The sequence below is a fragment of the Variovorax ureilyticus genome (assembly GCF_037889935.1).
Classification (GTDB): domain Bacteria; phylum Pseudomonadota; class Gammaproteobacteria; order Burkholderiales; family Burkholderiaceae_C; genus Variovorax; species Variovorax ureilyticus.
On sequence record NZ_JBBKZU010000003.1, the window covers coordinates 183,592 to 196,719 of the forward strand.

A 13,128-nucleotide genomic window follows, 5' to 3' on the forward strand; every position below is an offset into this window, starting at 1 on the left:
GGCAACACCGGCGGCCCGGCGGAGCCGGTTCCGCGGTGTTCCCCGTGTCTCGCGCAGTTAGCCGGGTTTCTGGGCCTGGGGGCACTTCACCTGGATCAGCTCGCGTTCCTGCGGCGTGGCGCCGATCCGCACGGCGCTGAGGCAGCCGCCCCACACGCAGCCGGTGTCGGTCGAGATCAGGTCCGGCCTGGAGAGCCAACCCAGCGTCGACCAGTGGCCGAACGCCACCGTCGCAGTCGACGTCTTGCGGCCCGGCACGTCGAACCACGGCATGAAGCCTTCGGGCGCGCCGGCCTCCGCATCCTTGGATTCGAATTCCATCACGCCACTCGCGGTGCAATAGCGCATCCGCGTCAGCGCGTTGACGATCACGCGCAGCCGCGCGGCGCCGGTGAGCGATTCATTCCATTGAGCGGGGTCGTTCCCGTACATCGTGCGGAAGAACTCCGCGACGTCGGGGCCCTGCAGCGCCGATTCGAGTTCGCCCGCGAGGCGCATCGTGTCCTCGACCGTCCATTGCGGCAGCACGCCCGCATGCACCGTCAGCAGCGTGCCGCCGCCGATGTCATGGCGCAGCGCCACATGCTGGTGGCGCAGCCAGTCGAGCATCGCATCGCGGTCCGGTGCGTCGAGCACGGCGGCGAGCGTGTCCTTGCGGCCGACCTTGCGCGCCCGATGGGCCACGCCAAGGAGGTGCAGGTCGTGATTGCCGAGCACGCTCTGCGCCGCGTCGCCGAAGCGCTGCACGCGCCGCAGCACCTTGGCCGATGCGGGCCCGCGATTCACGAGGTCGCCGAGCACGATGAGGCGGTCGCGGCTCGGGGAGAAGTCGATCTTGTCCAGCAGCCGCTGCAGGGGTTCGTCGCAGCCCTGCAGATCACCGATCAAGTAAAGTGCCATGATCCCCATTCTCTCCTGCGTTCATGGACGTTTTCCTCCTGGCCTTGCTGACGACGGTCAATGCGTTGTTTGCAATGTCCGAAATGGCCCTTTCCACCAGCCGCCGCGCGCGCCTCGCCGCGCTGGCCGAGACGGGGGACGCGGGCGCCGCCGCGGCGCTCAAGCTGATGGGAAATCCGACGCAGTTCCTCTCCACGGTGCAGATCGGCATCACTTCCATCGGCATGCTGAGCGGCATCGTCGGTGAGGCCGCGTTCGCCGAACCGCTCGGCGCGTGGATGGAGAAGATGGGCCTGGGCCGGGGCACCGCCAGCATCGCGTCGACCGCGTTCGTGGTGACCTGCATCACCTTCTTCACGATCATCTTCGGCGAGCTGGTGCCAAAGCGCATCGGCCAGCTCTATCCCGAGCCGGTGGCCCGCTACGTGGCCCGGCCGATGCGGTGGCTCGCTTCCATCGCCAAGCCCTTCGTGCTGCTGCTGTCGAGCGTGACGGCGGCCATGCTCAAGCTGCTGCGCATCGACTCGAACGCGGCCCGCGTGGTCACCGAAGAAGAGATCTCGGCCAGCCTGGAAGAGGGTGTGGACGCCGGCGTGATCGAGATGCACGAGCACCAGATGGTGCGCAACGTGTTCCACCTCGACGATCGGCGGCTCACCTCGCTCATGATCCCGCGCGCCGACATCGAGTGGCTCGATGCCTCGCTGACCATCGCCGAGGGCCTGCAGAAGGTCTCCGAGGCGGGCGCGCGCAACCAGGTCCATTCGTGGTATCCGGTGTGCCGCAATTCGCTCGACGACGTGGTGGGCGTGACCAGCGTGGCGCATCTTCTCAAGCTCGGCGCGGAACACCAGGGTACGGTGGGCGAGGCCGTGCAACCTGCGATGTTCGTGCCCGAGACGCTCACCGGCATGGAGATGCTCGAGCAGTTCCGCTCGCGCGCCGGCCGGCTGGTGTTCGTGGTCGATGAATACGGGGTGGTGCAGGGGCTGATGACGCCGCGCGACCTGCTCGAAGCCATCACCGGCGAGCTGCAGGTGCCGACGCATGCCGAGGCCTGGGCGCGGCAGCGCGCCGACGGCGTCTGGGAGCTCGATGGCCTCATGCCGGTGTCCGAACTGCGTGCGCGACTCGGCATCCGCGAACTGCCGGACGAGGACCGCGGCCGCTACAACACCGTCGCCGGCCTGCTGATGTTCGTCTCGGGCCAGTTGCCGGAGGTCGGGGAGCACATCGACTGCGCCGGCTGGTGCTTCGAGGTGGCCGCGCTCGACGGCCGGCGGATCGACCGCGTGATGGCCTATCCCGACACGCGCTCGCCCGAACACGCGCCCTGAGCGAAGAACCCCCACTCCGCTCCTACGCTCCTATACTGGCCGGCCCAATCCGGAGACCTGCCATGACCGTGCCGAGCAAGACCCTGCAGATCCGTTCCCTCGTCCGCAGCAGCGGCGAACTGGAACTCTCGCTTCAGGAAGACGCCATCCCCCGGCCCGCCGCGAACGAAGTGGTCGTGCGGGTCGAGGCCTCGCCGATGAACCCGTCGGACCTGGGCCTGCTGTTCGGCGCGGCGGACCTGCGCACCGCCAAGGCCTCCGGCACGCCGCAGCGGCCCGTCGTGACCGCCGCCATTCCCGAGGCGGCCATGAAGAGCATGGCCGGCCGCGCGGACCAATCCATGCCGGTCGGCAACGAAGGCGCGGGTGTCGTCGTGGCGGCCGGTGCGTCGCCCCAGGCACAGGCCCTGCTGGGCAAGACCGTGGCGATGATCGGCGGCGCGATGTACACGCAATACCGCTGCATCGACGTCGCGCAGACCATGGCCCTGCCCAAAGGTGCGACCGCGGCGGAAGGCGCCTCGTCCTTCGTCAATCCGCTCACCGCGCTCGGCATGGTCGAGACGATGCGGCGCGAAGGTCACAAGGCGCTCGTGCACACCGCCGCCGCGTCGAATCTCGGCCAGATGCTCAACCGCATCTGCATCAAGGACGGCATCCCCTTGGTGAACATCGTGCGCAAGCAGGAGCAGGAGGACATCCTGCGCGCCATCGGCGCCAAGTACGTCTGCAATGCCACCTCGCCGACTTTCATGCAGGACCTGACCGATGCGCTCGCCGAGACCGGCGCCACGCTGGCCTTCGACGCGACCGGGGGCGGCAAGCTCGCAGGGCAGATCCTCAACGGCATGGAAGCCGCGCTCCTGCGCAAGGCGACCGAATACAGCCGCTATGGCACGACCACGCACAAGCAGGTCTACATCTACGGCGGGCTCGATCGCGGCCCCACCGAGTTCACGCGCGGCTTCGGCATGAGCTGGGGGATGGGCGGCTGGCTGCTGTTCCCGTTCCTGATGAGGATCGGCCCGGAAGGCGCGGAGAAGCTCAAGGCGCGCGTGGCGGCCGAACTGAAGACGACCTTCGCGAGCCGCTACACGAAGGAAGTTTCGATGGTGGAGGCGCTCTCGCTCGGCGAGATCGCGGTCTATTCGAAGCAGGCGACCGGCGAGAAGTACCTGCTCAATCCGAGCAAGTAACTCGCGGGCTCAGCCCATCGCGAGGCGGGTGCCGCCGCCGGACGTGGTCTTGCGGTTGCCGTCCGGTCCATAGAAGAGCTGCACGCTCGATTGCAGGAACTGCAGTGCCTTGTGCGTGAAATCCAGGTGCGTGTGCACGATCGATCCGTTGCGCAGGTTCTGCGCCCGGGCCTTCTCGGCAAGCTCCTGCAGCGCCTGCCAGGCCTGGCGGGTCGCTTCGCCGCCGGCCATCGCCGCGGCGTCGGCGCCGGCAGCGCCCGGTTCGAAGCCCAGCGCCGATTGCGCGGTCTCGCGCTGGCGGTCGATCTCGGCGATGCGGTCGAGCAGCTGTACCTTCTGTTCGGTGATCCCTTCCAGTTCACCGAAGCGGCGCTCGGTCATGGCGTTCTCTTCCTGCGCCAGCAGCACCAGGAATTCCTCGATGCAGGATTTCTCCGCATGAAGGTACAGCAGCATCGTGTTCATGGGTTCTTTCCGGGATCGAGCAGGTCGCGCACGCTGTCCATCAGGCCGTCGGCGATGCGCTCGGGGTTGACCTGGTAGCGCCCGGCGCGGATGTCCTCGCGGATCGCCGCCACGCGGGCGGCGTCGAAATCACCACCGCGGGACCCCGGCAGCGCGTGGACCCGGGCCGAGACCTGCGCAGCGTCCTTCGACGATCCGGCGGCTCCGGCCGAACTCGCGGAAGCGGAACCCGACTTCGCGGGGCGGATGAGAGGCGTCGCCGAAGACGCGGGTTGATCGATTTTCAAGATGGTTCCTCAAAGGGGGCTCGCCCCTATATCGGCGAAACGGTCCGCAACTTTAGGGCCCGGAGGCTGGATTGACGATCCATGAAGACCACTACGCGTCCCTACGTATTTCCACGACGTCACTGCGCGAGCCGGATCTGGCCTTCTTCGTCGGCGATGCCACTCACCAGACGGCCGTCGCGTGTCCTGGCCTGCACGGCGGCGCCGACTTCGGCGCGTGTCATGGCCTTGCCTTCGGTGCTGACGGTGAAGCCCGCGCCCTGCGCAACCACCTGCACCGTCTGTCCCTGCTGGATCACGATCATGCTGCGCACATGCTCCTTGCGCAGCGGCGCACCCGCGGCGATGCGCTGGGCGCTGGTGACGCCGCGCAGTGCGTTCGCCTCGGTGACCACGTTGCGCGGCAGCGCGGTGAGATCGCCGCTGCGTTCGATGAAATCGCCCGCGCCCAGCGTCATGCCGGGCTCGATCGCGCGCGCGGCCACGAAATAGCGGCCTTCCACCGCCACGTTGGCCGAGACGAAGCGGGACCACGGCTTGTCGCCGCGGCAGCGCAGCCCGATGGACACGCGGCCCCAGGGCGCCGTGCCGGTCGGCATGAAAGCCTCATAGTCGCTGCAGGGCGGAAGCGCGCCGCCAGTGGGCAGGAAGCTCACCCGGGCCTTTCCCGGCAGGCCGGAGGTCTGCACCTGAAGGTAGCGCTCGATGGCCTCGCGAGCCTCTTCAGGCAACTGGGACGCGGCGAACGACGCCACGCCGATGCCCGCCATGCATGCCGGCAGGACGATGCGAAGGAGACGTCCGAAGGTCTTGCGTTGTTCCATGGGAATCGATGTGTTGCCGGGGAATTCTAGGAAGACACCCCCTGATGCGAAGTGCCGAAGTGCTGGCGAAAACCCCCTTTGTTCGACCCATTGCAAAAGCGTCTCGTGCATAGACTCGCTTTCCATCTGTCGCCACGCCCAGTGCGAACGCGACGCCACAAAGGATGGAAAGAAGATGATCGACAAGCTGGATGCAGCGCTTCGCTTCAACCGCGAAGCACTCAATCTGCGGGCCGAGCGCCAGGAAGTGCTGGCGGCCAACATCGCCCACGCCGACACGCCCAACTACAAGGCGCGCGACTTCGATTTCAGCAGCCGGCTCTCGCAGGCCGTCGAACAGGGCCGCCAGGCGCAATCGTTCGCGATGGCGACGACTTCGTCGCGCCACCTCGCCGGCGAGGCCAAGTCGATGCCCGACCAGGACCTTCTCTATCGCGTGCCCACGCAGTCGAGCATCGACGGCAACACCGTCGAGATGGACGTCGAGCGCATCAACTTCGCCGACAACGCGCTGCGCTACGAGTCGAACCTCACGGTGCTCGGCGCGAAGATCAAGACCATGCTGTCCGCGGTGCAGCAGTAAGCGCGAGGAGCCGTCCGATGCCACTCCCGAGTGCTTCCATGAACATCTTCAGCGTGGCGGGTTCCGCCATGAGCGCGCAGTCGCAGCGCATGAACGTGACCGCGAGCAATCTTGCCAACGCGGAAAGCGTCTCAGGGCCCGACGGCCAGCCGTACCGCGCCAGGCAGGTCGTGTTCGAAGTCGCGCCCACGGGCCAACAGGACATCGGCGGCGTGCAGGTCTCGCGCGTGGTCGAGGACCCATCGCCCCCCAGGATGGTCTACGACCCGAAGAACCCGCATGCCAACGCCGACGGCTACGTCGCGATGCCGAACGTCAACGTGGTCGAGGAGATGACCAACATGATCTCCGCCTCCCGCAGCTACCAGGCCAACGTCGAGGTGCTCAACACCGCGAAGACGCTGATGGTCAAGACCCTGACCATCGGCCAGTAATCCAACCGCGAAGAAAGAAGAAAAGCCATGGCCATCGCCGACACCTCATCCATCAGCGGCGTCAATGCCGCCAGCGCCGCGGCCAGCACCGCGAGCGTCGCGAACGACGACAACGAGCAGCGCTTCCTCAAGCTGCTGGTCGCGCAGCTCAACAACCAGGACCCGCTCAATCCGATGCAGAACGCGGAGCTCACGTCGCAGCTCGCGCAGATGAGCACCGTGAGCGGCATCGAGAAGCTCAACAGCACGCTGTCGGGGCTGGTGAACCAGACCGGATCGAACCAGGTGCTGCAGGCCGCGTCGCTGATCGGCTACGCAGTGCTGTCGCCCGGCAACACCCTCACCACCACCGCGCCGGCAGAGGGCGCGGACCCGGCCCCCAAGGCCTTCGCAGTGGAACTTCCCGGCACGGCCGCCGATGTGCAGATCAAGATCGTCGACGGCAGCGGCAAGACGGTGCGCACCATCGACGCCGGCTCCATGAATCAGGGCGTCAATTCCGTCACGTGGGATGGCAAGGACGATGCCGGCAATGTCGTGCCCGCTGGCAGCTACACGTTCACGGTGGCCGCCACGAACGGCAGTTCCGCCGTGTCGTCGACCGCACTCACCTTCGCGCAAGTCGCGGCAGTCAAGCAGGGCACCAGCGGCGTCACGCTCGAACTCGCCACCGGCCAGAGCATCGGCCTGTCCGACGTGCGCATGTATCTCTGACCCATCCCTCCAAACGCATTGAACTAAGGAATCCATCATGGCCTTTTCCCAGGGCATCAGCGGACTTGGCGCCGCTGCCGCGAATCTCGATGTCATCGGCAACAACATCGCCAACTCGGGCACCGTGGGCTTCAAGTCGTCCACCGCGACGTTCTCGGACATCTATGCCGGCTCGCGCGTCGGCCTCGGCGTCTCGGTGTCGGGCGTGGTGCAGGACTTCTCGCAGGGCGTGACGCAGACCAGCAGCCGTCCGCTCGACGTGGCGATCATGAACGGCGACGGCTTCTTCCGCCTCACCAGCGCGAACGGCGAGGTCATGTACTCGCGCAACGGCCAGTTCACCAAGGACAAGGACGGCTACATCGTCAACTCGTCCGGCTTGCGCCTGACCGGCTACGGCGTCAACGCCAGCGGTGGCATCAGCGGCGGCACGCCCGGCGCGATCCAGATCCCCACCGCCCCGATGTCGCCGAACGCCACCACCGGCGTGCAGGCCGAGTTCAATGTCGATTCGCGCAGCACCGTGCCGACAAAGACGCCTTTCGATCCGACCGACTCGAACACCTTCAACTATTCCAACGCGATCGGCCCGGTGTACGACTCGCTCGGCAATCCGCACGACCTTGCGGTGTACTTCGTCAAGACCGGCGCCAATGCGTGGGACACGTACGGCACGATCGACGGCACCCAGATCCAGCTGGCAGCGCCCGCGCCGGCCGGCTCGCCGCTGGGTTCGGTGGCCTTCGACACCAACGGCAACATGACCGCACCGGCGGGCGGCAAGATCACGCTGCCGACGCTGACCTACACCAATGGCGCCGCCACATCGAACATCACCGTCGACCTGAGCGGCACCACGCAGGTCGGTGCAGCCAACGGCATGAGCAAGCTCGCGCAGGACGGCTACACCTCCGGCCAGCTCACCTCGTTCTCGATCAACGCCGACGGCACCATCACCGGCAAGTTCTCCAACGAGCAGACCAAGCTGCTCGGCCAGGTGGTGCTGTCGTCCTTCGCGAACCCCAACGGCCTGGAGCCCAAGGGCGAGAACATGTACGCCGAGACGCAGGCTTCGGGCGCGGCGCTCACCGGCACGCCGGCCGAAGGCAGCAAGCTCGGCTCGCTGGCTTCCGGCGCGCTCGAATCGTCCAACGTCGACCTGACCTCGGAACTCGTCAACCTCATCGTCGCGCAGCGCAACTACCAGGCCAACGCGCAGACCGTGAAGACGCAGGACCAGGTCATGCAGACGCTGATGAACATCCGCTGACGCGAGCCGACAGGAGCCACCAGTGGATCGAATGCTGTATGTCGCGATGAGCGGTGCCAAGCAGGCCATGGAGCAGCAGGCCTCGGTCGCCAACAACATGGCGAACGTGTCGACGCCGGGCTTCCGTGCGCAGATCAATGCCTTTCGTGCCGTGCCCGTGGTCGGCGAGGCATCGCCCACGCGTGCCTTCGTGGCCGCGACCACGCCGGGCGCGGACTTCCGGCAGGGCCCGGTGACGGACACCGGCCGCGAACTCGACGTCGCCGTGCGCGGCGACGGCTGGCTGGTGGTCCAGACGCCGACCGGCGAGGCCTACACCCGCGTCGGCAACCTCCAGGTCGCATCCGACGGCCAGGTGACGACCATGGGCGGACGCCCGGTGGTCGGTGACGGCGGCGGACTGGTGATCCCGCCGGGCTCGTCCGTGACCATCGCCGCTGACGGCAGCATCACCGCGCACGCGCCGGGCGATCCGCTGACCGGCCTGAACATCGTCGGCCGCATGAAGCTCGTGAACCCGCCGGTCGCCGATCTGGAGCGGGGCGAAGACGGGCTCTTCCGCATGCGTCAAGGCCTGCCGCCGGCCGAGGCCGATCCCGCGGTGACGGTCACTGCCGGCGCGATCGAAGGCAGCAACGTGAATCCCGTCGAAGCCATGGTGGCCATGATCGCCAACGGACGCAGCTTCGAGATGCAGATGAAGTCCATCCAGTCCGCCGACCTGAACGCGCAGTCGGCCAACAAGCTGCTCGCCTACGGCTGATCCGCCTCGGCACGAGCAACACCGCAGGAGCCATTCCATGATCCGTTCCCTCTACGTGGCCAAGACCGGCCTCGAAGCCCAGCAGACGCAGCTCGACGTCGTCTCCAACAACCTCGCCAACGTCGCGACCACCGGCTTCAAGAAAAGCCGCGCGGTGTTCGAGGACCTGCTCTACCAGAACATCCGCCAGGTCGGCGGCCAGTCCTCCGACCAGACGCGCCTGCCTTCGGGCCTGCAGGTCGGCACCGGCGTGCGCGTGGTCGCCACCGAGCGCATGCACTCGCAGGGCAACTTGACCAAGACCGACAACCCGAAGGACGTCGCCATCAACGGCGCGGGCTTCTTCCAGGTCCAGATGCCCGACGGAACGATGGCCTACACGCGCGACGGTTCGTTCCAGACCAATGCCGAGGGCCAGCTCGTGACCGCGAGCGGCTACACCGTCGAGCCCGCGATCACGATCCCGCAGAACGCCACCAGCCTCACGATCGGCCGCGACGGCATCGTGTCGGTCACGCAGGCCGGCAGCCAGTTGACAGTGCAGGTCGGCCAACTCCAGATCGCGAACTTCCTGAACCCCACCGGCCTGCAGAGCATGGGCGAGAACCTCTACACCGAGACCGATTCGTCGGGCGCGCCCAATGTCGTGAACCCTGGCGTGGATGGCGCGGGCGTTCTGACGCAGGGCTACACCGAGGCGTCGAACGTCAATGTGGTCGAAGAGCTGGTGAACATGATCGCGACGCAGCGTGCGTACGAGATCAACAGCAAGGCGATCCAGACGTCCGACCAGATGCTCGCCCGCCTGGCACAGCTGTGAACACCCCCAGTCTTCGCGCACTTCGTGTCGCTTCGCCAACCCCCTTGCAGGGGGCGACACCGGCGGCCCGGCGAAGCCGGTTCCGCGGTGTCTCCCGGATGGGGGGAGCGGGCGCGGTGCTTGTTCTCGTGGTCGGCTGCGCGCAGATTCCGAAAGATCCGCTGGTGCATCAGCCGATGACGGCGCGCGCCGACGATATCAGCCAGTTGCCGAGCCGCTCGCGTTCGGGCGCGATCTTCCAGGACAACGGGCGCGGCATCGCGCTGTTCGAGGATCGACGGCCGCGCAGCGTCGGGGACATCCTGACCATCGTCATCAGCGAAAAGCTCAACGCGAGCAAGAACTCGGGCGCGAACGCGAGCCGCAACGGAAGCATGGCTGCGGCCTTCGATCCGATCCCGAAGGTGCTCGGCGGCCTCTTGGACAACCAGGACGCGAAGCTGTCCGGCACCAACGCGCTCACGGCCAAGGGTGGCGCGAATGCCACCAACACCTTCAGCAGCACGATCACGGTCACCGTGACCGACGTGCTGCCCAACGGCAACCTGCTGGTGAGCGGCGAGAAGCAGATGGGCATCAACCAGGGGACGGAATTCATCCGCTTCTCCGGCGTGGTGAACCCGCGCACCGTCACCGGCCTCAACACCGTGCTCTCGACCCAGGTGGCGGATGCACGCATCGAATACACGGCCAAGGGCTACATCGACGAGGCGCAGAACATGGGATGGCTCCAGCGCTTCTTCCTCAACGTTGCACCGTTTTAGATATGGCACACCCCCAGCCTCGCCCACTTCGTGTGGCTCTGCACCCCCTTGCAGGGGGCAACACCGGCGGCCCGGCGAAGCCGGTTCCGCGGTGTTTCACCAACGGCGTTCGCTTCGCTTCGCTTGCTCTGGCTATGGCCTTTTCGTTCCTTGCGCCGGTGCATGCGGAGCGGCTCAAGGAGCTGGCGACGATTCAGGGGGTGCGGGACAACGCGTTGATCGGCTACGGGCTCATGGTGGGTCTCGATGGCACCGGCGACCAGACGATGCAGACGCCGTTCACCACGCAGAGCCTGAACAACATGCTGCAGCAGCTCGGAATCACGATGCCGCAGGGCGTGAACATGCAGCTCAAGAACGTGGCGGCGGTGATGGTGACGGCGACGCTGCCTTCGTTCGCGCGACCCGGCCAGGCGATCGACGTGACGGTGTCGTCGATGGGCAATGCCAAGAGCCTGCGCGGCGGCACGCTGCTGATGACGCCGCTCAAGGGTGTCGACGGCGCGGTCTACGCGATCGCGCAAGGGAACATGGTCGTGGGTGGCGCAGGTGCGTCCGCCAACGGCAGCAAGGTGCAGATCAACCAGCTCAGCTCCGGCCGCATTCCGTCCGGCGCGATCGTGGAGCGCGCCGTGGAGACAGTGGTGGGCGGCGAAGGCGCGCTCACCGTCGAGCTCACGCGCTCGGACTTTGGCACGGCGCAACGCGCGGTCGAGGCGATCAACCGGCAGTTCGGGTTCGGAATCGCCGAGGCGGTGGACGGGCGCGTGATCCGCGTTCAGGCGCCGGAATCGCCGCAGGAGCGCGTCGGCTTCCTCGCGCGCCTCGAAGGGCTCGAGGTCACGCCGGCGCAGGCGGTCGCCCGCGTGGTCATCAATGCGCGCACCGGGTCGGTGGTGATGAACCAGGCGGTGCGCGTGAGCGAATGCGCGGTGGCGCACGGCAACCTCTCGGTGGTCATCAACACCCAGCCGGTGGTCAGCCAGCCGGAAGCGTTCTCGCGCGGCCGCACGGTCGAGTCGGCGCAGTCGGAGATCTCGGTCAACCAGGGCAGCGGGGCGCTGCAGATGGTGCGCGGCAGTGCGTCGCTGTCCGACGTGATCAAGGGCCTCAATGCGCTGGGCGCGAATCCGCAGGATCTGGTCTCCATCCTGCAGGCCATGAAGACGGCCGGTGCGCTGCGTGCCGAGCTGGAAATCATCTGAGGACGCGGCATGGGGATCACCGCAACACCCGCCACGGGCATCGCCGACACGAGCCGCAGCGGCGCGCTGGACCAGCGCTTCGCGCTCGACGTGCAGGGCGTCGATGCGCTCAAGCGCACCACCCGTACCTCGCCGGAAGAAGGGCTTCGCCAGGTCTCGCGCCAGTTCGAGGCGATGTTCATGAACATGGTGCTCAAGAGCATGCGCGAGGCGACGCCACAAAGCGGCATGTGGGACAGCCAGAGCGAGAAGATCTATACCTCGATGCTCGACCAGCAGCTCTCGCAGAACCTCTCGGGCCGCGGCGTCGGCCTGGCCGAGGCCATGCTGGTGCAGCTCCAGCGGCAGGTCGCATCGGGCTCCGCCAACATGGATGTCGAGGCCGCGCCGATGTCGCTGCTGCCCCGCGGCGGCATGCCGCTGAAGCCGGACTCGGGGATTCCGCTCGGCTCGGCGCCGGCGCCGTCCACGCGCATCGACCTGAGCGTCTACCAGGTGAACAACGATCGCGGCGGCAGTTCGGCCGCGGCCGCCTCGCTGCAGGGCCATGTCGATGCCTTCGTCGATCGCATGGGCGCATCGGCGCAGGCCGCGAGCGAGGCCAGCGGCGTGCCGGCGCCACTGATCCTTGCGCAGGCCGCGCTCGAATCGGGTTGGGGCAAGCGCGAGATCCGCGCCGACGACGGCGCGCAGAGCTTCAACCTCTTCGGCATCAAGGCCGACAAGAGCTGGCAGGGCCGCGTGGTCGAGACCACGACCACCGAGTACGTCGACGGCGAACCGCAGCGCGTGCGCGCGAAGTTCAGGGCCTACGGCTCCTACGAGGAAGCCTTCACCGACTACGCCCGCTTCATGACCCGCAACCCGCGCTACGCCAACGTGGTCACGGCCGGCGATCCGACCGAAGCCGCGCACGGCCTGCAGCGCGCGGGCTACGCCACCGATCCGCAGTACGGACAAAAGCTCGTGCGGATCATGCAGAAATTCGGCTGATCTGCCGATAGCCGACAGAACCCTCTCTCACAGCCGATGCAAAGGAATCCCATGGCAGAGATCACGACCCTCCAGCCCCGCACGGGCGGTGCCGCTTCCCAGGCCCTCGCCAACGCCGGGCGCCTGGAGGTGGTCACCTTCACCCTTGGCGAGGAGGAATACGGCATCGACATCCAGAAGGTGCAGGAGCTGCGGGGCTACGACGCGGTGACGCGGATCGCGAATGCGCCGGAATTCATCAAGGGGGTGGTGAACCTGCGGGGGATCATCGTGCCGATCATCGACATGCGGATCCGCTTCGGGATCGGCACGCCGAGCTACGACCAGTTCACGGTGGTGATCGTGCTGAACATCGGCGGGCGGGTGGTGGGGATGGTGGTGGACAGCGTGTCGGACGTGATCACGCTGGCTGCGGAGCAGATCAAGCCGGCGCCGGCGATGGGCTCGGCGCTGGACACGGACTACCTGATCGGGCTGGGCACGCTGGAGGAGCGGATGCTGATCCTGGTGGACATCGACCGGCTGATGTCCAGCGAGGAGATGGGGCTGATCGAGAAGCTCGCCGCCTGAGGC

General features: G+C 67.1%; 16 protein-coding genes. 12 read left to right on the forward strand and 4 right to left on the reverse strand.

From position 1 onward, the window contains the following. Window positions 1–57: 57 nt before the first annotated feature. Window positions 58–900 carry a symmetrical bis(5'-nucleosyl)-tetraphosphatase gene (locus tag WKW77_RS08215; protein ID WP_340356365.1) on the reverse strand — a complete coding sequence of 281 codons (843 nt, stop codon included), beginning with the start codon at window positions 898–900 and terminating at the stop codon, window positions 58–60. 23 nt (window positions 901–923) lie between these two features. Here WKW77_RS08215 and WKW77_RS08220 point away from each other — a divergent pair, with 23 nt between their 5' ends. Then, on the forward strand, window positions 924–2,237 hold the full coding sequence (locus WKW77_RS08220) for a hemolysin family protein (protein ID WP_340356366.1): 1,314 nt from the start codon (window positions 924–926) through the stop codon (window positions 2,235–2,237). A 62-nt stretch (window positions 2,238–2,299) separates the two neighbouring features. Then, window positions 2,300–3,433 (forward strand): zinc-binding dehydrogenase, encoded by a 1,134-nt coding sequence (locus WKW77_RS08225; RefSeq protein ID WP_340356367.1) that lies wholly within the window; start codon window positions 2,300–2,302, stop codon window positions 3,431–3,433. A gap of 9 nt (window positions 3,434–3,442) precedes the next feature. Here the strand turns inward: WKW77_RS08225 and WKW77_RS08230 are convergent, their stop codons facing one another. The 3 genes from WKW77_RS08230 to flgA form a co-directional block, all read right to left on the reverse strand. Beyond that, entirely contained in the window at window positions 3,443–3,898 is a 456-nt protein-coding gene (locus tag WKW77_RS08230; protein ID WP_340356368.1) for a flagella synthesis protein FlgN, read from the reverse strand. Beyond that, window positions 3,895–4,185, reverse strand: a complete 291-nt coding sequence (gene flgM / locus WKW77_RS08235) for a flagellar biosynthesis anti-sigma factor FlgM (protein ID WP_340356369.1) — start codon at window positions 4,183–4,185, stop codon at window positions 3,895–3,897. Before flgM ends, WKW77_RS08230 begins: the two co-directional genes overlap by 4 nt. 119 nt (window positions 4,186–4,304) lie before the next feature. Continuing rightward, window positions 4,305–5,009: a flagellar basal body P-ring formation chaperone FlgA gene (gene flgA, locus WKW77_RS08240; RefSeq protein ID WP_340356370.1), complete on the reverse strand. Its 705-nt coding sequence runs from the start codon at window positions 5,007–5,009 to the stop codon at window positions 4,305–4,307. A 175-nt stretch (window positions 5,010–5,184) separates the two neighbouring features. Between flgA and flgB the strand changes: the two genes are divergently transcribed. The 10 genes from flgB (at window position 5,185) to WKW77_RS08290 (ending at window position 13,125) form a co-directional block, all read left to right on the forward strand. Beyond that, window positions 5,185–5,592 carry a flagellar basal body rod protein FlgB gene (flgB, locus tag WKW77_RS08245; RefSeq protein WP_340356371.1) on the forward strand — a complete coding sequence of 136 codons (408 nt, stop codon included), beginning with the start codon at window positions 5,185–5,187 and terminating at the stop codon, window positions 5,590–5,592. A 38-nt stretch (window positions 5,593–5,630) separates the two neighbouring features. Then, window positions 5,631–6,026: a flagellar basal body rod protein FlgC gene (flgC, locus tag WKW77_RS08250; protein ID WP_340356372.1), complete on the forward strand. Its 396-nt coding sequence runs from the start codon at window positions 5,631–5,633 to the stop codon at window positions 6,024–6,026. Window positions 6,027–6,053: 27 nt separating this feature from the next. After that, window positions 6,054–6,740: a flagellar hook assembly protein FlgD gene (locus WKW77_RS08255; RefSeq protein ID WP_340356373.1), complete on the forward strand. Its 687-nt coding sequence runs from the start codon at window positions 6,054–6,056 to the stop codon at window positions 6,738–6,740. Window positions 6,741–6,777: 37 nt separating this feature from the next. Continuing rightward, on the forward strand, window positions 6,778–8,010 hold the full coding sequence (gene flgE / locus WKW77_RS08260; protein WP_340356374.1) for a flagellar hook protein FlgE: 1,233 nt from the start codon (window positions 6,778–6,780) through the stop codon (window positions 8,008–8,010). A 22-nt stretch (window positions 8,011–8,032) separates the two neighbouring features. Next, window positions 8,033–8,773, forward strand: coding sequence for a flagellar basal-body rod protein FlgF (gene flgF, locus WKW77_RS08265; protein WP_340356375.1), 741 nt, complete (start codon window positions 8,033–8,035; stop codon window positions 8,771–8,773). A gap of 37 nt (window positions 8,774–8,810) precedes the next feature. Continuing rightward, complete coding sequence (flgG, locus tag WKW77_RS08270; RefSeq protein WP_340356376.1) at window positions 8,811–9,593, forward strand: flagellar basal-body rod protein FlgG; 783 nt, start codon at window positions 8,811–8,813, stop codon at window positions 9,591–9,593. 98 nt (window positions 9,594–9,691) lie between these two features. Next, complete coding sequence (locus WKW77_RS08275; protein ID WP_340356377.1) at window positions 9,692–10,357, forward strand: flagellar basal body L-ring protein FlgH; 666 nt, start codon at window positions 9,692–9,694, stop codon at window positions 10,355–10,357. Between the two features lie 134 nt (window positions 10,358–10,491). Next, a complete protein-coding gene (locus WKW77_RS08280; RefSeq protein ID WP_340356378.1) occupies window positions 10,492–11,562 on the forward strand; it encodes a flagellar basal body P-ring protein FlgI in 1,071 nt (356 codons plus the stop codon). Window positions 11,563–11,571: 9 nt separating this feature from the next. Continuing rightward, complete coding sequence (gene flgJ, locus WKW77_RS08285; protein ID WP_340356379.1) at window positions 11,572–12,555, forward strand: flagellar assembly peptidoglycan hydrolase FlgJ; 984 nt, start codon at window positions 11,572–11,574, stop codon at window positions 12,553–12,555. Window positions 12,556–12,606: 51 nt separating this feature from the next. Then, a complete protein-coding gene (locus tag WKW77_RS08290) occupies window positions 12,607–13,125 on the forward strand; it encodes a chemotaxis protein CheW (protein ID WP_340356380.1) in 519 nt (172 codons plus the stop codon). The last annotated feature ends 3 nt before the right edge of the window (window positions 13,126–13,128 follow it).